At 66.1% G+C, this 18,689-nt stretch carries 15 protein-coding genes; 3 read left to right on the forward strand and 12 right to left on the reverse strand.

Annotated elements, in window-relative coordinates; translation table 11 throughout:
• The coding region (locus QNJ67_04105; GenBank protein MDJ0608135.1) for a hypothetical protein at nucleotides 1-197 on the forward strand (197 nt) is incomplete at its 5' end.
• 139 nt (nucleotides 198-336) lie between these two features.
• Here QNJ67_04105 and QNJ67_04110 read toward each other — a convergent pair.
• A complete protein-coding gene (locus tag QNJ67_04110; GenBank protein ID MDJ0608136.1) occupies nucleotides 337-576 on the reverse strand; it encodes a hypothetical protein in 240 nt (79 codons plus the stop codon).
• Nucleotides 577-799: 223 nt separating this feature from the next.
• Between QNJ67_04110 and QNJ67_04115 the strand changes: the two genes are divergently transcribed.
• Nucleotides 800-2,434, forward strand: a complete 1,635-nt coding sequence (locus QNJ67_04115; GenBank protein ID MDJ0608137.1) for a gamma-glutamyltransferase family protein — start codon at nucleotides 800-802, stop codon at nucleotides 2,432-2,434.
• A 17-nt stretch (nucleotides 2,435-2,451) separates the two neighbouring features.
• Here QNJ67_04115 and QNJ67_04120 read toward each other — a convergent pair whose 3' ends face one another.
• The 8 genes from QNJ67_04120 to QNJ67_04155 all read right to left on the reverse strand — a co-directional run bounded on the left by QNJ67_04120 (nucleotide 2,452) and on the right by QNJ67_04155 (nucleotide 12,902).
• Entirely contained in the window at nucleotides 2,452-3,975 is a 1,524-nt protein-coding gene (locus QNJ67_04120; GenBank protein MDJ0608138.1) for a gamma-glutamyltransferase, read from the reverse strand.
• 258 nt (nucleotides 3,976-4,233) lie between these two features.
• Complete coding sequence (locus QNJ67_04125; protein MDJ0608139.1) at nucleotides 4,234-5,235, reverse strand: FAD:protein FMN transferase; 1,002 nt, start codon at nucleotides 5,233-5,235, stop codon at nucleotides 4,234-4,236.
• Nucleotides 5,232-5,858 carry a nitrous oxide reductase accessory protein NosL gene (locus tag QNJ67_04130; GenBank protein MDJ0608140.1) on the reverse strand — a complete coding sequence of 209 codons (627 nt, stop codon included), beginning with the start codon at nucleotides 5,856-5,858 and terminating at the stop codon, nucleotides 5,232-5,234. The genes QNJ67_04125 and QNJ67_04130 overlap by 4 nt, the downstream gene beginning before the upstream one ends.
• Before the next feature lie 2 nt (nucleotides 5,859-5,860).
• The gene (locus QNJ67_04135; protein MDJ0608141.1) at nucleotides 5,861-6,688 is read right to left on the reverse strand and encodes an ABC transporter permease subunit; all 828 of its coding nucleotides are present in this window, start codon (nucleotides 6,686-6,688) and stop codon (nucleotides 5,861-5,863) included.
• Nucleotides 6,685-7,596, reverse strand: coding sequence for an ABC transporter ATP-binding protein (locus tag QNJ67_04140; GenBank protein MDJ0608142.1), 912 nt, complete (start codon nucleotides 7,594-7,596; stop codon nucleotides 6,685-6,687). The genes QNJ67_04135 and QNJ67_04140 overlap by 4 nt, the downstream gene beginning before the upstream one ends.
• Nucleotides 7,597-7,619: 23 nt before the next feature.
• The gene (locus QNJ67_04145; GenBank protein ID MDJ0608143.1) at nucleotides 7,620-8,882 is read right to left on the reverse strand and encodes a nitrous oxide reductase family maturation protein NosD; all 1,263 of its coding nucleotides are present in this window, start codon (nucleotides 8,880-8,882) and stop codon (nucleotides 7,620-7,622) included.
• 35 nt (nucleotides 8,883-8,917) lie between these two features.
• Nucleotides 8,918-10,849, reverse strand: coding sequence for a TAT-dependent nitrous-oxide reductase (gene nosZ / locus QNJ67_04150; protein ID MDJ0608144.1), 1,932 nt, complete (start codon nucleotides 10,847-10,849; stop codon nucleotides 8,918-8,920).
• A gap of 52 nt (nucleotides 10,850-10,901) precedes the next feature.
• Nucleotides 10,902-12,902: a 4Fe-4S binding protein gene (locus tag QNJ67_04155; GenBank protein MDJ0608145.1), complete on the reverse strand. Its 2,001-nt coding sequence runs from the start codon at nucleotides 12,900-12,902 to the stop codon at nucleotides 10,902-10,904.
• 340 nt (nucleotides 12,903-13,242) lie between these two features.
• Here QNJ67_04155 and QNJ67_04160 point away from each other — a divergent pair, with 340 nt between their 5' ends.
• Nucleotides 13,243-14,241: a hypothetical protein gene (locus QNJ67_04160; protein MDJ0608146.1), complete on the forward strand. Its 999-nt coding sequence runs from the start codon at nucleotides 13,243-13,245 to the stop codon at nucleotides 14,239-14,241.
• 18 nt (nucleotides 14,242-14,259) lie between these two features.
• On the opposite strand, the gene QNJ67_04165 is transcribed toward QNJ67_04160, so the two are convergent.
• The 3 genes from QNJ67_04165 to QNJ67_04175 all read right to left on the reverse strand — a co-directional run bounded on the left by QNJ67_04165 (nucleotide 14,260) and on the right by QNJ67_04175 (nucleotide 18,536).
• On the reverse strand, nucleotides 14,260-15,312 hold the full coding sequence (locus QNJ67_04165; protein ID MDJ0608147.1) for a cobalamin-independent methionine synthase II family protein: 1,053 nt from the start codon (nucleotides 15,310-15,312) through the stop codon (nucleotides 14,260-14,262).
• Nucleotides 15,313-15,335: 23 nt separating this feature from the next.
• Nucleotides 15,336-16,655, reverse strand: a complete 1,320-nt coding sequence (locus QNJ67_04170) for an aminotransferase class III-fold pyridoxal phosphate-dependent enzyme (GenBank protein MDJ0608148.1) — start codon at nucleotides 16,653-16,655, stop codon at nucleotides 15,336-15,338.
• Nucleotides 16,656-16,859: 204 nt separating this feature from the next.
• Nucleotides 16,860-18,536, reverse strand: coding sequence for a response regulator (locus QNJ67_04175; GenBank protein ID MDJ0608149.1), 1,677 nt, complete (start codon nucleotides 18,534-18,536; stop codon nucleotides 16,860-16,862).
• Nucleotides 18,537-18,689 lie beyond the last annotated feature (153 nt).

Consider the following 18,689-nt stretch of genomic DNA (forward strand, 5'->3'; position numbering starts at 1 on the left):
ACAGCACCTGGGAGAAGCTGAACAGCCAGTCGCCGGAAAACCTGGAGACCGCCGATCTGGATGGCAACGGCATGGAAGAAGTCATCGTCGACTTCGGCGCCGGCGGCCTTTGGGCCTTCTATAACAACAGCGCCTGGACGTCGCTCAACAGCCAATCGCCCGAAGCTCTAACCTCCGGCAATTTCGATGGCTTGTGAGCCGGAACCGGAGAGGCCGGACACGATACCGTCCGCCCTCGAAAGCATCCCGACGCCCGCCATTGAGACCGACACCGTGTTCGGTCAGGAATGATTGCTTTGGGTTACCCTCGGTGCCGTCCGGCATCGCCGGCCGAGGTCAACCATCCAAGCCGAAGCCGACCTTGAGGTCGAAAGGCGGAAGTGACCTCTCGAATGTTCGAGGCCGGGGCCGGCGGCCCAGCCAACGCAGCAGCGGTTTCACCATCGAGATCTCCGGGTGATACGACGACAGCAGGAGAACGACGTCGGCCTCGTCACCGACGTGGTGCCGTTGGCGGACCTCGAGCAGGTCGCGATCCTCGGCGCGCAGCCCGTCGGAGGACCAAGCTTTCTCCAAGTCGACGGTCGAGAAGGGTCTGAAGCCGGCCCTGGCCGAAGCCCAGGCCCGCTACCGCGGCTCGGACTGACCGGACAGTCTTGCTCCCGAGGCCCTTCGACCCCGGGGCATAAGGGGTCGGAGACACCACCGGGCTGCTGTGCCTTGACACCTTTTTCAGGCGTGTCGAGTATCCCTGGCGGAGCGACGGCCAAGTCCGAGCGGGAACGGGATCAGCCAGATCATGACTCACGGGATCGTGTGCGCGGCCCAGCCGGAAGCGGTGGAGGCGGGTGCGCTCACGCTCCAGCGCGGCGGCAACGCCGTGGATGCTGCTGTTGCCTGCGCACTCACCCAGGGCGTTGTTGACCCTCTCATGACCGGACTGGGCGGCGTCGGCACCGCCATCGTGCGCGTCCCCGGGCATGGGCTGCTGGAGAACCTGAATTTCCTTGGCGCCGCACCGGCGTCGGCGACCCCGGAAATGTGGACAGACCGGATCGTCGGCGAGACCGGCGACGGATTCGGCTTCGTCCTCGCTGGGCGAGAGAACGCCCTCGGCCACCAGGCGGTCATGATCCCCGGCAATCTAGCGGGCTATTGGGCCATGCACGCGGCTCACGGGCGCCTGCCCTGGGCCGAGGTCTGCGATCCCGCGATCCATGAGGCCGAACGGGGATGGATGGTGCGCCCCCATGTCTACGCCTACGCGATCCAGGACGAGGCAGCGCAAGGGCGCGTGCCGAACGCGGAGATTCTGGGCTTCACGGAGACGGGGCGCGCGCTCTATCTCGACCCGGACCACCGCCCCGGGATGCCTGGCACCATGAAGCCGCTGGGCACGCGAATCCGTAATCCGGATCTCGCGGACACCCTGCGCGCGGTCGCAGCGTCGGGCGCCGACGCGCTCTATCGGGGCGAACTCGGGAAACGTATCGTCAACGACATGCGCAGCCACGGTGGATTGATCACGCTGGAAGACTTGGCGAGCTACCGTGTCATTCACCAGGCCGCGCTCGAAGGGACCTACCGCGGCCACACAGTCGCCACGAATCAGCCCGGCGGCTCCGGCGTGCAGGTGCTGCAAACCCTCAAGATCCTGGAGCAATTCGACCTCCGCGCGCTTCGCCACGGCGGACCCGAGCATCTGCGCACACTCGCCGAGGCCATCGCCTATGCGTACCAGGACAAGCGTGCGCATGTCGGAGATCCGGACCACGTTGACGTTCCTCTCGAACTGCTCATCAGTTCCGAGCGTGCGGCCGGGTATGCGCGCCGTATCGAGCGTGGCGAGCAGGCGACATTGCAGCGGCTCGAATCTCTGGACGAACCGCCGGAAACGACCCAGGTCTGCGCCCTGGACGAGCACGGCAACGCCGTGTCGATGACCCACACGCTCGGCGCGCCATCCGGCGTCATAGCGCCGGGCACCGGCTTCATCCTCAACGGGTGCATGGGGATCTTCGATCCGCGGCCCGGCCACGCCACCTCGATTGCGCCGGGCAAGTCCTACACCAGCTCCATGTCCCCAAGTATCGTGTTCGATCCCGAGGGTGCGCTGCGCATGGTTCTCGGTGCACCCGGGGCAACCTACATCCCGCAGGCCATCGCCCAGGCCATCTCGAACGTGCTCGACTTCGACATGACGATGTCGGACGCGGTCATCGCACCGCGAATTGCGGTAACCCGCAGCCGTACCATCGACGTCAGCAATCGTATCCCGCGCTTCGTCACGGACGAGCTCGAGGCGGCAGGCTACGCCATCCAACGCAGCTACCTGAGCTACGCCTTCGCCGGCGTTCATGGCGTGGAGGTTGCCGGGCAAAGCTGGCGTGGCGGCGCCGATCCGGGTCGTGATGGGATGGCGCTCGTCGTCTGAGGCTTTCGCTTGCTGCGCTAAGAGCCGAGCGCCGTACCCCCCGTTCGACGGATATCCGCAGCCATTTGGAAGCGGTCAGGAGGTGCGAAGCATACCGCGCTCACCCCACCGAAAAACATGTCCAGCGTGTCGAATCGGCGCTGCGGCACCTCGAGTTCGTCCACTGGCATACCCGGTTCGTAGGCGACGCGGCGCTCATCCTCCCGTGGCCACTCGACATGAAGGCGGGGATGATTGACTGCCTCCTGAAGTGTCATGTTCAGACGGATGAAGTTCGTCACCGTCTGCAGGATGGCGGTGGTGATGCGGTCCGCTCCCGGCGATCCGATGGACAGCACGGAGCCGTCAGCGCTGCGACCGGCGGTTGGCGCCATGTTGGAGGGGATGCGCGTGCCTGGTCGCAGCGCGTGAAACCCACGCTTGTTGAGCTCGATCTCGCCGAGGGAGTTGTTCATCCAAACGCCCGTTCCCGGCGGCATGACTCCAGAACCGTAGCCCGCGGAGGCCGTGACGGCGCAGGCGAGTCCATCCCTATCCACCGCGGAAGAGTGCACCGTGGACGGCGAGGCGAGCGCCGATGGATTTCTGTTCGCGAGGTTTAGTAGTCCCTCTACGTCGCGTCCAAGCTCGTCCGATCTATCCAAACACCGCCTGCGATACTGCATCACCTGGGTCTGCACTTCGATCAAACGGGCCGCCATTTGCCCCGTCCAGGCGCTGTGTTCGAGGCCGCGCACCAGCAAGAGCATGGCCGCCAAGGCGGCGCCCCCAACGCTCGGCGCCGCCGTGGTCGCCAGATGCCAGTCATCCATCTTTACCTCGAGGGCCGGCGAGATGCGGGGCCGGTATGCCTCGAGGTCCCTCAGGCCCAACAAACCGTCGTTGGCTTCCATGTCGCGGGCAATCAAGCGCGCGATATCGCCTCTGTAGAAGGTCTCTACGCCTTGCTCCGCGATGGCCGCGAGACTGTCGCTGAGGCCCTCTACATGGATCGTGTCTCCGGCGCGCTTCGTCTCGCCACGCTCATTCTGCAGCGGGCGCAAAGCGTTGGGATTCCAGCCAAATATGCCCTCGTGCGTATGCTCGATGTAGCGTTGGGACGCAGCGGAAAGGGGAAACCCGTCTCTTGCATGGGAATAGGCGGGTTCCACGAGGGCTTTCCACGGCATGCTGCCGTAGCGCCGGGCCGCGAGGGCATATCCGGCGAGCGCGCCCGGTGTGGCGACCGAAGAGTAACCGACCGTTGTGGGCGTACCGCCGCCGTAGGCGAGCATCACATCCAACCCGCCACGGCCCCGCCGCTCGGCCGGCACACTGCGACCCGGCATCTCCGACGTGCCATCGACCATCACCGGACGCTCGCCCGGCGGCCAGATCACGGCCAAGGCGCCGCCGCCGAGCGACACGACGCCGGGCTCCGTTATCAGCTGAACCAGGCTCGCAGCGATCGCCGCGTCGACGGCATTGCCGCCGGCCGCTGCGATCTCGGCGCCCGCGTCCGCTGCGATCTGCGAGCTCGATGCGATGGCGAGACGGGTCATATCGTACCGGCCACAAAGCGGTTCGTATTGCAATTCTTGCCGCCAACAGCCGGCTGCTGCGGTGATCCAAGTCAAACAACAGCACGCGGACGAAAGGCAGGGTTCGGCCGGCCACCAAATCCCGGCAGAGCGTCTCTTGCAGAGACTTCGCTTTGAGAGCGGGTTGTCTTCGATCGGGATCACGGCCTGATCCCGGTCCACGTGCCGACTCCCGCAAACTCACTCACGCCGGCGTCGAAGGCGTAGGATTGCGCTAGCTCAGGCCGGCCATTCTCGGAAATCTCCGTTGGCCAGCATCGCCGTTACCGTGACGTTGCGACGTTGTTCGATCAGCCGAGCCAATCGCTCCGGGTCGAGATGGTAGAATCCCGTGGAAAGGGCATCGGCCTCGGTCGCGGTCGACGCGCTTACCGACAGGCTGAGATAGCGGTGGGAACTGCGCCCTCTGGCAGGATCGAAGAGGTGGTGGTGGCCCCCCGAACCATCGAAGCGAGAGCCTTGGCCGGCCGAAGTCGCCAGGGCCGCCCGCTCCAGAGTGCGCGTCCCGTAGATGCGCTCCCTGTTCCGCGGGTCCTCCAGGCCGATGGACCAGGGCCGCCCCGCCGGGTGTTGGCCCAGCGCCCGCAGCTCTCCCAGATCGATCAAGCTGTGGCCGAGGCCTTCCCGGCGGAACAGATCCGCCACCCGGTCGGTGATGTAGCCCTGGGCGATGCCGTTCAGGGTGACCGCCATTCCCGGCTTCTCGAAGGCGACGCGGCCGGGGTCGAAGGAAACTGCTCTGAAGTCGACGTGCTTGAGGGTCTCGGCGATGGCCGCCGGACTCGGTCCGCCCGCCGCGGCGCTCGCTCCCGAGAAGTGCTCTGCATAGAGCCGCCACAGTGGCTGCACCGTTATGTCGAACGCGCCCTCCGTAAGCTCGCCGTAGCGCCGCGCCTCGGCGAGAAGGCGTAGCAGGTCGAGCGGCGGTGCGTGGAGAACGCCCTCGCGGTTCAGGCGGGAAACCGCCGAGTCCGGACGGTAGAGACTGAAGACCCGCTCGAGGCGCTCGATCTCGTCGAGCGCTTGCCGGATCAAGCCGCGGCCGCGTTCCGGATCGGGATGAGCGAGCCTGATGGAGGCGCGGGCGCCGAGCGCCGTCCCCTGCCAGGCCTGGAATTCGATCTTGGCGCCGCCCGAGCTTTGACGAAGCAGGCCGAGGCCGGTGGCCGCGGCGGCGATGCTGAGGAACCGCCGCCGGCCGGCGAGCTGCTGGTGCGTCATTGATGAGCCTCCTGGGTCTCGTGCCGGTCGTGTCCCTTGTCGTGTCCCTTGTCGTGTCCCGCCGCATGCCGGTGCGCGGGGGAATCGTGCTGCCCGTGGCTTGCCCCCGAATGGTGGCTATCCGGGACCTCGCCCAGAACGGCGTCGGCCGGAATATCGGCGAAGGCGACAACGCTGCCGCCATGTTTCGCGACGAAAGCTTCGGCCGCGGGCCGCTCGGAGAAGGGGACGGTCTCGGGCGCGCCCATGCCGCCCCGCCGTCCGCTGCCGATCACGTACCAGGCGGCCTTGGCGTCGATCCAGGTCCCTGCCTCGGGCGCCGCCCAGCTCGCCTGGCCCATATCGTTGACGTAGATGGCCGCGATGTTCTTGGCTTCCTCGGGCAGGCGGGTGAAGGCGACGGTGTCGCGCACCGAGCTGAACCAGATTGGCTCCGCCCGGTCGGTCAGGAAGATCTGCCCCTTCGGCCCGGGGTGATCCTCGACGATCATGTTGCAGTAGTGGCCGATAGCCTCGCGGGTCAGCTCCTGCGGATCGGGAGCCTCGACCCTCTGATCTTCACCGCAAGCGGGAAGCAGCAGCAGGACAGCCAGCACCGCGCGGCGGATTTCCTTTGTCACCATGTCTAGATCTCCCTGCGCCGGAACAGAGCGACGGTGGCGGCCAACGGCAAGGCGACCCAGGCCAGCATGATGAGAAGGGGCAACTCCAGGCCAAGGCCGGCCTCTGACGCCAGTCCCGCCATGCCGGACGCCAGGCCCACCCCGTCCGAGCCGGTCAGATTGAAGATCCTGTAGGCATCGGTCGGATTGACCAGCAAGAGCGCCGAGATCAGGTTCTGGCTCATCGCCTGCCCCTGGTCGGCGATGAGCAGTCCGAGCAGCGCCAGGTCGTAGATCACGACGAAGAGCAGCCAAAGACCGATGGCCAAGCCCGCGGCCGTGGCCCGTTCCCGCACCAGGGCGCTGGGCAGATAGCCGAGGCAGAGGAACACGGCCCCGAGAAGAAGCGAGCTCGCCATCATGGCGGAAAAGGCCCGCCAGTCTACTGCCGCGCCGTCGGCGACCAGGGACACGCCGGGGAGCACCAGGCCGTATCCGATCAAGATCGCCAGCGCGAGGATCGCGGTGTGGCCCAGGAACTTGCCGAGCACCACCTGCCAACGCGCCACCGGATAGGCCAGGAGCAACAGCAAGGTGCCCCGTTCCGCCTCGCCGACGAAGGCGTCGTAGGCCAACATGAGGGCGAGCAGCGGCAGGAGATAAACCGTCAAGCTGGACAGGCTGACGATCGTGACATCGAAGGCGCCGGCCTTGACGCCGCCGACCGGTGCCGAGCCCAGAAAGGCGAGCGACAGGGCAAGCGTCGCCAAGAGCAGAATGGCGGCGGCAATCCAGCGGTTGCGCAGGCCGTCGCGCAGCTCCTTGGCGGCGAGGATCATGAGCACCCTCATGACGGGCCTCCGCCGGTAGCGAAGTGCTGATAGATCTCCTCCAGCATCGGCGGCCGGATATCGATGTCCTGAACCGTCTCGCCCATGGCGGCGAGCTGCCGGACGATCGTCATCTTGTCGGCGCCGAGGCAGGTCAGATCGACCGTGCGGCTGTTGACGCTTCGCACTTCGCCGAGGCGGTCGATCCGCTCGGCAAACGGCCCGGCGTCGCCCGGCTTGACGGTCACCCGGACCCGGATCGGCAGATTGGCGGCTTCCCGCAAGGCCTCCAGGGTACCGCAGGCGACGAGGTGACCCTGATGCATGATCGCGACCCGATCGGCCCGGGCTTCGATTTCGGTGAGCGCGTGGGAGGAGATCAAGGCCGTGACGCCCGCCGCGCTCTGATCCGATAGCAGCTCGTAGAAGGCGCGACGGAAAGCGGGGTCCAAGCCGGTCGTGGGCTCGTCGAACAGCAGCAGCCGTGGTTTGCCGAGCATTGCCTGGGCCAGGCCGAGACGCTGTCGCATGCCCTTCGAGTAGGTGCCGACCCGCTGACTTCGGGCTTCAGAGAGGCCGAAGCGCTCCAGCAGACCGTCGCAAAGGTCCGTGTCCTGGCCCTTCAGCCTGGCGTAGAACTTCAGAACCTCGCGCCCGGTCAGGGCGCCCTGGAAGGCAACGTTCTCCGGCAGGAAGCCGGTGCCGCCGCGGTAGCCGGCGGCCCCGGCGCTTGCCGGATCCTCGCCCTGCACCCTGATCCGGCCCGCGCTCGGCCGTGTCAGCCCCAACGCCAGCTTGATCAAGGTCGTCTTGCCGGCCCCGTTGTGGCCGACCAGTGCCAGGCACTCGCCGGTTTCCACGCCGAGGCTCACGTCGTAGAGGACGGTCTTGCGGCCGTAGCGCTTGGTGACGCTCTCGAATTCGAGCATGTTCCCCGGGGCCCGCATGGCGATCAGCGTTCCGTCGTCCCTGCCCCGTCGGGTGGGGCCATGAGCGGCGCACTGTCGGTGACGCCACCCGGATGAAGCGCCGGGAATTCCGACTGGGCCCAGCGCAGGACCTGCACGGCCGGGCTGTTCAGCAGGAGCTTGGCGAGCGGCTGGCGCCAGACGATCTGGTCGACCAGTCCGTTCGGGCGGTAGGGACGCTCGGCGATCCCGTCGTTGTCGAGGTCGAAGGCCGGGTTGTCGCTCCAGTAGTTGCCTTGGCCTTCGACCGACCACTCCACTTCGCGCGTGCCGACGTACTTCACCTGGGTTCGATTGCCAATGAAGGCGTTGCCGGCAATCTCGTTGCGTTCCGAGCCGGCGGTGAAATGAATGCCGATGGCGCAGCCCTGGAAACGGTTGCCGCGAAAGCTGTTCTTGTTGGCGTTGTAGATGAAGACGCACTTCTCGGCGCCGCCGCGCACGGCGTTGCCTACGATCTGCGACCTGTTGGCGTAGTTGAACAGGAAGCCGTGATCTCGGTCGCCGTCGGACAGGTTGTCCCGTACCGTCAGGCGGTGTGAGAACATGACGGCGTAGCCGACATGATTGCCGCGCGAGACGTTGCCGGAGACCTCGCTGTCATTGGTGTACATGTAGTGAATGGCGAAGCGCAGCTCACCGAAGCGATTGTCGCGGAAGGAGTTCTGCTTCGAGGTGGTGACGAAGATGCCGTCGCGCCCGTGGCGGATCTCGTTTCCCTCGACCACAGAGCCCGGCGTGTTCCAGAGCTGCACGCCGTTGCCCCGCTCGTTCACGCGCAGATCCTTGCGTCCGACGATACGATTGCCCCTGACGACGGCGTCGCGCGGTCCCTTGAGATAGACGCCGATCAGATTGCCGGCCAGCCGGTTGTCCTCGATCAGCGCCCGGCTGCCGGCCACAGTGACGAAGATGCCGCTGTCCTCCCGTTCCAGGCTGGCGCCGGAGTTCTTGACGGTCAGTCCGCGCAGGACGACATCGGGCGCGGCCACGGTGATCACGGTGCCGGCGCCGCCGCCGTCGATCACGGTCTCGGGATGTCCGACCAGGGAAAGGGGACGTTCGATCCGGACCGGCCCTCGATAGCGGCCGGCCTTGAGCTGCAGAACATCGCCCGGCGCCGCCCGGGCGAGGGCTTTGCGCAAGGCCTCGGGTCCGGGCTCGACCGCTACGGTGGCGGCCAAGACCGCGGCCGGGCCGAGGCACCCGAGGACAAGCCCCGCGGCGGCCAGGAAAACCCTGGCCACCGGGAGCCTGCCAAGCTTTCGAACGCCCGACGGCATCACGCCGAGCGCGGCTCCACCAGCATCCGGCCCCGCATCTCCATGTGGAGCGCGTGGCAGAACCACTGGCAATAGAACCAATGCACGCCCGGCCGGTCGGCAACGAAGGTGGCCGAGGCTGTCGCCTGCGGGCCAATCTCGAAGGCGATGCCGTAGTTGGCCAGGGTGAATCCGTGAGTCAGGTCGTCCACGTCATCGATGTTGGTGACGATGATCGTCACCTCGTCTCCCTGCTTGACCGTGAACTTCTCCAGGCTGAAGGACGGCGCCACGGAGTGCATGTAGACGCGGACCTTGTTGCCGTCCCGGATGACGTCGGCAGCGATTTCCAGGTCGATCCCGTCCTGCTCGGCCTGCTTTCGCGTCTCCTCCCAGATCGGGTCCTTGCGGTCCCAGATCGAGTTCGGGTTGACCACGTCGGCCCGCACGATGATGCAGTCGTGCGGCTCGGCGAAGGTGGGTCCGTCGTGGACCACCTTCATCTCGTCGCCCGAGATGTCGATCAACTGCTCGTTCTCCGGCTTCAGGGGACCGACATTAAGGAAGCGGTCCTTGGAGAACTTGTTGAGCGACACCAGCCACTTGCCGTCCGCCTCCTTGGTCTCGCCCATGGAGGTGTGGTTGTGGCCCGGCTGGTACTGGACATCGACCTTGTGGAGGATCGGGTCGACCGCCTCGCCCTTGAAGGCCCGGATCGCCTTCTCCATGCTCCACTTCGCCACCTGGCTGTCGAGGAACAGGGTCGTGTAGCAGTTGCCCTTGTTGTCGAAGGCCGTGTGGAGGGGTCCCAGTCCCAGTTCCGGCTCGGCCACGATGCAGCCGCGCGGCTCGATCCTGTCGGCGAAGACGTCGGGCAGCTTGGTCACGTCGATCACCGAGACCGTCGGCGACAGCTTGCCGTTGATCACGATGTGACGTCCGTCCGGCGCCGTGTTGCAGCCGTGCGGGCTGTTCGAGATCGGAATGTAGCGGGTGAAACGCGAGCCCTTCCGGCCGTCGAGCACGGGCACGCCGCTCATTTCCTGGAAGTCGCCCCTCGTCACCGCGGCCTCGATCGCCTTGATGTCGAAGACCACGGCCCAGTCCTGCTCGTTGGCGGTCATCTCGGCCAGGGTCACCCCCTCCTCGCCGTTGTAGCAGGTCGAGACGGCATAGAGGCCCTGGTAGTCGGCGTCGCAGTTGTCGAGATTGCCGTCGACAATGACCTGCCAGGCGACCTTCATGGTATCGCCGTCGATCGCCGTGAAGATCGCGTGGTACTTCTCCGGCTCGTCCAGGATCATGCCGTCGTTGGGAATGGGAATCCTGTGCTCGCCGTTGGCGAAGACGTAGCCGGTGCGCGGGAATTTCTGCGGACGCATCCCGTGGATGTCGGAGGCGTTGGGGATCTCGATGATCTTGTCGCACTTCATCACGTCGCAGCGGATCCTGGCGACCCGGGTGTTGGCCTTGTCGTTGATGAAGACATAGCGCCCGTCATAGGTCCCGTCGGTGAAGGACATGTGCGGATGGTGGGCGTCGCCGTTGTGCCAGACGCCGCCGTGCGCGGCGAGGTACTCGCGGGTTTCGGGCAGAAGCCCCTCGGTCAGGATTCTGCGGCTCTCGTTGGTCTGACCCCAACCGGTCGCGCTGCAGCGATTGAACACGGGAATGCGCATCAGCTCCCGCATGGAGGGGAGCCCCAGGATGCGCACCTCGCCGCTCTGGCCGCTGCTCCAGAAGCCGTAGTACTCGTCGAGGTCGCCGGGCGCGACCGTGCCGCCCTCGGCCGCCTGCGCTGACTTGATCCCGAAGGTGCCGCGTTCGGCCAGGGTGGTGACCCCGGTCGCGGCGGCCGCGCCGCTCAGGCCGGCCAGAGCCGCGACCTTGGTGGTACCACCCAGCAAGTCGCGGCGCGAAAACCCCTCTGTGCTTTTCTGCTTCTTCGGCATGGTCCTCATCCTCCTTCTGGTTCGATTTCCGAAATTCACACTGACGCCAAATTCAGTCGGCCATGAAGTCCGCCAAGGTCTTCGGCTCTTCCCCGATCTGCGCCTTCGGCCTGGTTAGGGACTTCGAAGCCAGCGCCTCCCGGCGCTCGCGCTTGAGCCGCCGCTGGATCATCACGGGGCAGCGGTGGTCGTCCTGGTAGAGCGTCTGGCAGTGCAGGCAGTAGAGGCACTCGTTGGGATTGATCTGTCCCTCGGGATGGATCGCCTGCACCATGCATTCGTTGCCGCAGCGTTGGCAGGGCGAGCCGCAGTCGCGATAGCGCTTCAGCCATTCGAACATGCGGATCCGGCCGGGAATCGCGAGGGCCGCGCCGAGCGGGCAGATATAGCGGCAGTAGAAGCGCTCGATGAACAGGCCGACGGCCAGTACCGCCACCGCGAAAAGGACATAGGGCCAGTCGCGGACGAACTTGAGAATGATCGCGGTCTTGAAGGGCTCGATCTCGGCCAGCTGCTCGGCCCAGGCGAGCGAGTAGAGCGAGATGCCGAACAGGACCAGGAAGATCATGTACTTGGCCGGCCAGAGCCGTTCGTGAAGGCCCCAGGGCACGGGGATCTGCGGGATATGCAGCGCCTTGGCCGCGCGATTGAGCAGCTCCTGCAGCGCACCGAAGGGGCAGAGCCAGCCGCAGAAGGGACCGCGTCCCCAGAACAGCAGCCCGGCCGCCACCGAACACCAGAGGATGAAGATCAGCGGCTCCATCAGGAAGTACTCCCAGCTGAAGTCCGTGATCAGCGCGTTGAAGAAGGTCATGACGTTGACCACGGAAAGCTGAGCGTTGGCGTAGAACCCGATGCCGAAGAGGGTGATGACGAGAAAGCCGATCCGCACCCCGTCGGCCAGTCGCGGCCGCTTGGTCAGCCAGTTCTGGAAAAAGAAGATCACCGTCAGCACGGCCAGGCCGGCCAGCAGGAGCCCGATCTCGGGGGTCTTCTGGTGCCAGAGCCTTTGCCACAGCGGTTGGCCGTCCAGGCCCGCCAGAAACGGTTCGTCCGACTGCCCGGCGGCCGGGCCCGGCGCAGCGACCTCGACCTTGAAGTACTTGTCCGGCGGGTTGTAGCCCAGGTCGAAGGTCAGATAGGCCTTGGTGGTCGGTCCGGTCGCCCGTTGCACGAGCAGCTCGAGCCGCCAGGGCGCCGCCGGATCGAAGTCGAGGTCGGCGGGAATGCGAAACAGGTCGACTTCCTTGAGCGCCGGTGCCCCGGCGGCGGCGACCCGCCGAAGCCGCTTGTGATAGCGGTCGCGGAACCGGATCGAGCGGTCTCCTTGAATGATCTGAAAGCGGTCGAAGATGCCGCCGCGTACGTAGCCCGAGCCCTTGAAGGAGTAACGGCCGTCCGCCGCCAGCAGAACGGCCTGTTCGCCGGGCTTCAGCCGCTTCTCGAGGTTGCCGTATTCCGCCTGGCCAAGCAGGCTGCGGCCGATGGTCGGGATCGACACCAGGGCCGCATAGAGTTCGATATAGGCCTCATCGGGCGCCCCCGGCTCGGGCCTCTGCGCGGCGACGGGATCGCCGGAGTCCTCGAAGGCCCGGTTGATGTCGCCGACCGTCAGATGCAGCCGCCGCAGGGAACCGTCTCCCGTCAGGGTGGTCCAGTCCTCGAGGGTGCTGATACTCGGATCGAGGACCCGTTTCGGGCCCACGGCCTCCGCAGGCGTCGGCTTCAGCCCGCCCAGCCCGTAGGTTCGCGCTACCTTAATCGCGGAGCGCAGGATGCTGTCGTCGATCACCATGACCGTGACCGTCGCGCCGCTCACGATGTCGACGCGGTGCCCGGAGGGGTCCTTTACGAAGTCGGCGACGTTCAGACCCACGTAGGTCTCCATGACGGCTTCGATCTTGCGCTCCGGTATGCCGATCAGGACGATGGGTTCGTGGTGCTCGGCGAGACGGACGCCGCGGATCACGGCGTCCCGGTCGATGGCGACCAGGGCGTGGATCGGCTTTCCGGAGTAGCCGATCGCGCTCACGAAATCGGTATTCAGGAACACATAGCCGATCGTTTTGTTTGCCTTCCGCGCCTCGAGTACGGGAGGCGTTCCATCGATCGGATCAAGGCGTTCGGCCCCGGGGAAGAGCGCCGCGGGGTCCACTTTCCGAAGCAAGCGATCGAGATTGGCGCCGGCGGAGGCTGCCGCGGCGACGTTTGCGTGGACCAAGAGGGCCAAGACCAGCACAAGAGCCGCTCTGGCGAGGCTTGCGGCTGCTCCCCCGCCTTGTCGGCAATCCGGCGCGCTTGGGAGCTGGCTTCCGCTCAAGTTTCTTCCTCGCTCGCATATGGCCTTGGAGGACCGCGCCTTCGGAAGATCGGGCAAGCTCGAATGTACGTCCTTGATCGCTGTCAATTATTTCGCGCTGCGGGACGTAGTAGAAAGCCAACCGAAAATGCCACGCACCGGCGATATCTCTCTGGTTACCCTGCCTGCGCCTCGATCGGTCGAGGAGGCTGCGGCCATTGCCCTGACCGTGAACCGGGAGGCCGAACGGCGATGTCTGGATTTGGCGCGCGAGCTTCGCCGTTATGGCTCGCCTGAGAACGCCAACTTGCTCGAGGGGCTCGCGCGGACCTATCAAGCGCGCGCCGACCAACTGAAGAGACAGACCATGGTCGCGATGCGGCCTCGCGTCGTCATCGAGGGACTGGCGCCCTTCCTGCCAGAGATCTTCTCCGACGACGGTACAGCAGCTTGTGACGCGTTCAGCCTTACGCCCTATAGAATCTTTGCCGCTGCGGTCGCTTTGGCACAGTCTGGGTTCAAGCTCTACAGCTACCTCGCCGCGACCGCCGACGAAGAGGTCCGCGACTTTGCCCAGCGCGTCGCCCTGGACGAGCTGTCACGCGCCGCGCGCCTGCGCATCAAGCGTCGCCAGGCCTTTCGCGCCGAGCGTCTGGAGCCGCATCCCGAGACACTTCCCGCCGCGGGCCTGGTCGAAACAGAAGGCGATCTTCTGGCGGCCGCCCTCGCCATCGAAAGCCGGATCGCCCAACTGCTCTCGGCAGCCGCGGAAGATGAAGGCGGCCTTTCGTCGCTTTACCGCACAACCTGCCAGCGGGTCGAAGAATTGCGCCTTGCCGGGAGACAAGCTGGTCCGCCCAGCGCTCCCATGACGGAGAGATTGGCTGAACTTTTCCCTCGGGGACAGGAAGACGGCACTGCCGAGCAGAGGGCTGAGCTACCCGCGGGACGCCTCTATGCCGAATGCCAGCGGGCCTTCACTTTCTACGATGCCGTCACGAGCGCCGCGCCCAGCGAAGCCGGGTTGTTGCAGGCGCAGGATCTCAGCCGAGCGGCCTTGGAGCGTATCCAGGAAATTGGGTCGGCCCTCTGAGCCAGCTCCAGAGCCGCCTCAGACGCTCTTTGCTGCCTGGCAGAGGTTGCGCAGCTTGGTCATGGCCAGCTCGCGGCCGAGGAAACCCAGGCCGCAGTCGGGGGCGGCGATCAGTCGGTCGTGGTCGATGTGCTCGAGTGCGGCTTCAAGCCGGGCGCGAATCTCCTCGACGGGCTCGACCCGGCTCTTCGCGATCGCGACGACGCCCAGGATGATCCGGGTCTTCTCGAAGCGCTCGAGAAGCGCCAAATCGTTGTGGCGGTGCGCGTCCTCGAGAGAGACCACGTCGACCGCCGACTGGTCGACCGCCCGCGCCAGATCGAAGTAGGACTGGGGATCGGCCTTGGGATACTCGTCCTGGTCGATCTTGTTTGGATAGCCGCAGCACATGTGCATGACCCGGTTGACCCCGTCCGGCACGCCCGCGAAGCAGCGGTTCAGGTTCTCGATCCCGTAGTCGAGCGCCCTTCTCGGCTTGCGCGCGAAGACCGGCTCGTCGACCTGGATCCAGGTGCAGCCGGCGTCGGCCAGGGAGCGGATCTCCTCGTTGAGCGCCGCCGCCAGATCGGCGCCCAGCCGGGCGTCGTCCTTGTAGTGGAGATCGGCCGTGGTATCGGTGATCGTCATGGGGCCCGGCAGGGTGATCTTGACCGGCCGGTCGGTGAAGGACTGGGCGACCCGCCACTCCCGAGCGAGGAAGCGGTCCCGCGCGCTGACCGGCCTGACGATGCTGGGCAACTCGGCGCTATAGGCACCGTTGCGCAGTTCCCGCGAGGTCAGGGTCTCAAAGTCGATGCCGTCCAGATGGCGGCAGTGGTAGTGGATGTAGTTCTCACGCCGAACCTCGCCGTCGGTCGGGATGTCAATGCCCGCCGCGACCTGATCCGCGATCACCGCCTGGGTGCCCCGGGCAAAGAGGGCCTCGGCTTCCTCGCCCATCTCGGCCAGGGCTTCCAGGTAACCCGCCGTGGGGGTCGCGGTGTCGGGCCCCGCTTCGACGACGAACCAGTCGGGCACCGGAATGAAGTCCGGCTTGGGATAGGCCCCGATCGTCGTTGTCAGCAGGGCCATGGCCCCGTCCCCATCGACCCCGTTCAGTACTTGGACAGGACCTTGCGCAGCTTGTCCTGCATCTCGTCGAGGTGCTTCTCCTCGACCACCAGCGGCGGCGAGACGAGGGCGCAGTCGCCGGTCATCTTGACCATCAGCCCGGCGGCGTAGAAGTCCTGGATCGCCTGGGTGCCGCGGCGGCCCGGCGCGCCATCGGGCGCCAGGTCGATGCCGGCCAGCATGCCGTAGCCGCGGATATTCTTGACCACGGGGATGTCCTGAACCGAGAAGACCGCGTCGAGCAGCTTGGGTGCCATGGCCGCCGAGCGTTCGACCAGCCCCTCCTCCTCGTAGATCGTGAGCGCCGCGTGGGACGCGGCGGCGGCGACCGGGCAGCCCGAGTAGGTGTAGCCGTGGAACAGCTCGATAGTGTCCTTCGGCGCCGCCTCGGTGATGCCCTCGTAGACCTTCTCGTTGCACGCCACGGCGCCCATGGGGACCACGCCGTTGGTCAGCGCCTTGGCCATGGTGATGATGTCGGGCACGACGTCGAAGCTGTCCGATCCGAACTGCTTGCCGGTCCGCCCGAAGCCGCAGATCACCTCGTCGAAGATCAGCAGGATGCCGTGCTCGTCGCAGATCTCCCGGAGGCGCTTCAGGTAGCCCTTCGGCGGGACCAGGACGCCGGTCGAGCCGGCGATCGGCTCTACGAGGCAGGCGGCGATCGAGTCGGCGCCGTGCAGCTCGACGAAGCGCTGCAGGTCCTCGGCCAGCTCCGCGCCGGTCTCCGGCTGGCCGCGCACCATGTGGTGTTCGGGCAGGTGGGTATGACGCAGGTGCAGGGTGCCCGGCAGACCGAGCCCGAAGGCCTTCTTGTTGTTGATCATGCCGGCGACGGAGAGGCCGCCGAAATTCACGCCGTGATAGGCGCGCTCGCGGCCGACGAAGCGCATGCGCTGCCCCTCGCCCCGCGCCTTGTGGTAGGCGAGCGCGATCTTCATCGCCGAATCGACCGATTCCGAGCCGGAATTGGTGAAGAAGATATGGTCCAGGTCGCCCGGCGTCATGCGCGAGAGGCGCCGCGCCAGGGAGAAGGAGGCCGGATGGCCGAACTGGAATGGCGGCACGTAGTCCATCTCGAGCAGGGCCTTGTGGGCCGCGTCGGCGATCTCGGGGCGACCGTGGCCGGCCGCCACGCAGAACAGGCCGGCCGAGGCGTCGAGGATCTGCTCGCCGCGGTCGGTCGAGTAGTACATCCCCTTGGCGGACGAGATGATCCGCGGATCGGCCTTGAAATGCCGGTTCGCGGTGAACGGCATCCAGTGTTCCTCGAGGGAATTCGCGAGCTGTACGACGGTAGTCATGGCGCACTTTTCCTGTTCTGAGGCCAGCCCTGCCCGGTCTATCGGGAGAAGGCGGGCGAAGTTCGATGGGATGCCGGTGCCGCGCCGCCGACGCATGGAAACCAATCGACGGCTGCCGGATTTGCACCCTTGGATGCCACTCTAAGAGCGAATGCGGAAGGCGGCTAGATCCAATTCAGCCGCAAGCGTGATGCCAGGGAGAAGCTAGATCTCCGGATTGTCCGGCCCAGCGTCCTCCGGCCGCGGTTTCTTGCGCAGCGCCTGGAGGTTGGGGATCTGAAAGCGCTTGCCTGACTGCGCCGCCACCGACGGGCAGACCTCCGCCTCACCCTCGCCCTCGCACTCCGTCTCGCGGTCATCCTCTGCCGCGGCTTCGGAAGATTCCGGAAGGATCTCCAGGTCGAAGGGGATTTCCGCCGTCTCGGCTTCATCCTCGGGCGCCTCGTCGCCATCGGCGGCGGCGTTGGTGCGCTCGCTGATCGATCCCAGCATGCCGGTGATCTGCTGGCCGGCCGCATTGATGTCCTTGGCATAGGCGACATACTGCTCGCTGCCCAGGGGACCCAGGAGCTCATCCTTGAGGATCTCCGAGAAGCCGACGACGGCGTTGAGCGGCGTCCTCAGGCCATAGCTGATCTTGGACAGCCACTCCTCGTCGGTCGTTATGCCGGCGGCGATCCGCTTGAACGAGCGGTCGAGGGCGGCGAAGAGCTCCTCCGCCTCGAAGGGCTTGGTCACATAGTCGTAGGCGCCGCCGCGCAGCGCCGCCACGATGGTGTCCTTGTCGGCGAGCGCGGTCAGCATGATGGGGATGACCTCGGGCCAGTGCTGGCGCAGCTCGGGGACGAGATCCAGCCCGTTGCGGGCGCCGATCTGCACGTCGATCAGGACCACGTTAGGCTCGAAGCTGCGCAGCTTCCGAAGGGCTTCTTCGAAGGCCTGCGCCGTCTGCGTCTCGTAGCCGCGCGGCTCCAGCAGCTCACGGATGCCCTCGGCCATCTCCGGATCGTCTTCGACGATCAGCACGCGCCCTTCGCCGGCGTAGCTCGGCGGCTCGGGGGGCGGCGCCACTTCCGACGCGGTCGGCACCCGGAACACCTGTGGCGCGCCCGTCGGCGCGGCCTCTTCAGGCTCCTCGGCCGGCACGAACTCCAGGACCCCGGACTCCTGTTCGAGGGCGAGCAGGAGCTTCCGCGGATCGAAGGGCTTGAACAGGATCCCGGTGATCCAGAGGTCCCGATAGGGTGCGGTGGTCTCGGCCCCGGGAAGCGGCGACCGGCCGACGATCGTCAGTGGCTTCGCGTAGCCCCGGTCGCGCATCTTGAGATAGACGCTCATGGCGGAGACCACCGAGAGCCCCAGGTCGAGGACGACGTGGTGCTCGAAAACCCCCTCGATAAGGTCGAGCGCCTCCTGTTCGGACCTTGCGACCAGGGCCTCGCGGCCGTGCTTGCCCATGTATTCGCACAGCTGCTGGGCGAAATCCTCGCTGTCCGACGGCAGCAGCACGACCCCCTGGGGCTCGGCTCTCTCCAGTGCCTTGTCGAGGTACGGGTAGTCCAGCGGCAGGTGAAGCGTGCTCGCCTGGCCGTCGACCACGACCTCGGCCATAAGCTGCTCGACCGTCGATCCGGTCATGAGAATGGCTTCCATCTCGGGCCTGAGGCGCTGTATTTCGAGGAAGCTCTCGACCGTGCCCATGCCCGGCAGGCGAAGGTTGATCAGCGCGAAGTCGAAGCAGCGTTTCGCCAGCAGCTCACGCGCCTCGTCGGCGCGAAGGGCGAGCGCGACCTCGTGTCCGGCCATTTCGAGAACTTCGTACAGGCCCTCGGCGACATCGCGGTCGTCGACAACGACAAGTATTCTTCGCGATTTCGCCATCCGCTCTTGCCCCGCCGGACTAGGAATACAGGCCCCCTGCCCCGTCCGATCCTCAAACCATGCTATTTCCGCACAGCCTTTTATTATTCGCCGAATCTTTAGTTAAATTGAATCGGCCTTTTAACCTTCACTGCATCTGAGAGCTTACTTAAA

It is taken from the genome of Kiloniellales bacterium (assembly GCA_030064845.1).
Classification (GTDB): Bacteria; Pseudomonadota; Alphaproteobacteria; order Kiloniellales; family JAKSDN01; genus JASJEC01.

Coding starts and splice junctions, on each gene's coding strand:
- QNJ67_04115 (MDJ0608137.1), top strand. CDS start 800: ATGACTCACGGGATCGTGTGCGCGGCCCAGCCGGAAGCGGTGGAGGCG.
- QNJ67_04120 (MDJ0608138.1), bottom strand. CDS start 3,975: ATGACCCGTCTCGCCATCGCATCGAGCTCGCAGATCGCAGCGGACGCG.
- QNJ67_04125 (MDJ0608139.1), bottom strand. CDS start 5,235: ATGACGCACCAGCAGCTCGCCGGCCGGCGGCGGTTCCTCAGCATCGCC.
- QNJ67_04130 (MDJ0608140.1), bottom strand. CDS start 5,858: ATGGTGACAAAGGAAATCCGCCGCGCGGTGCTGGCTGTCCTGCTGCTG.
- QNJ67_04135 (MDJ0608141.1), bottom strand. CDS start 6,688: ATGAGGGTGCTCATGATCCTCGCCGCCAAGGAGCTGCGCGACGGCCTG.
- QNJ67_04140 (MDJ0608142.1), bottom strand. CDS start 7,596: ATGCTCGAATTCGAGAGCGTCACCAAGCGCTACGGCCGCAAGACCGTC.
- nosZ (MDJ0608144.1), bottom strand. CDS start 10,849: ATGCCGAAGAAGCAGAAAAGCACAGAGGGGTTTTCGCGCCGCGACTTG.
- QNJ67_04165 (MDJ0608147.1), bottom strand. CDS start 15,312: ATGGCCCTGCTGACAACGACGATCGGGGCCTATCCCAAGCCGGACTTC.
- QNJ67_04170 (MDJ0608148.1), bottom strand. CDS start 16,655: ATGACTACCGTCGTACAGCTCGCGAATTCCCTCGAGGAACACTGGATG.
- QNJ67_04175 (MDJ0608149.1), bottom strand. CDS start 18,536: ATGGCGAAATCGCGAAGAATACTTGTCGTTGTCGACGACCGCGATGTC.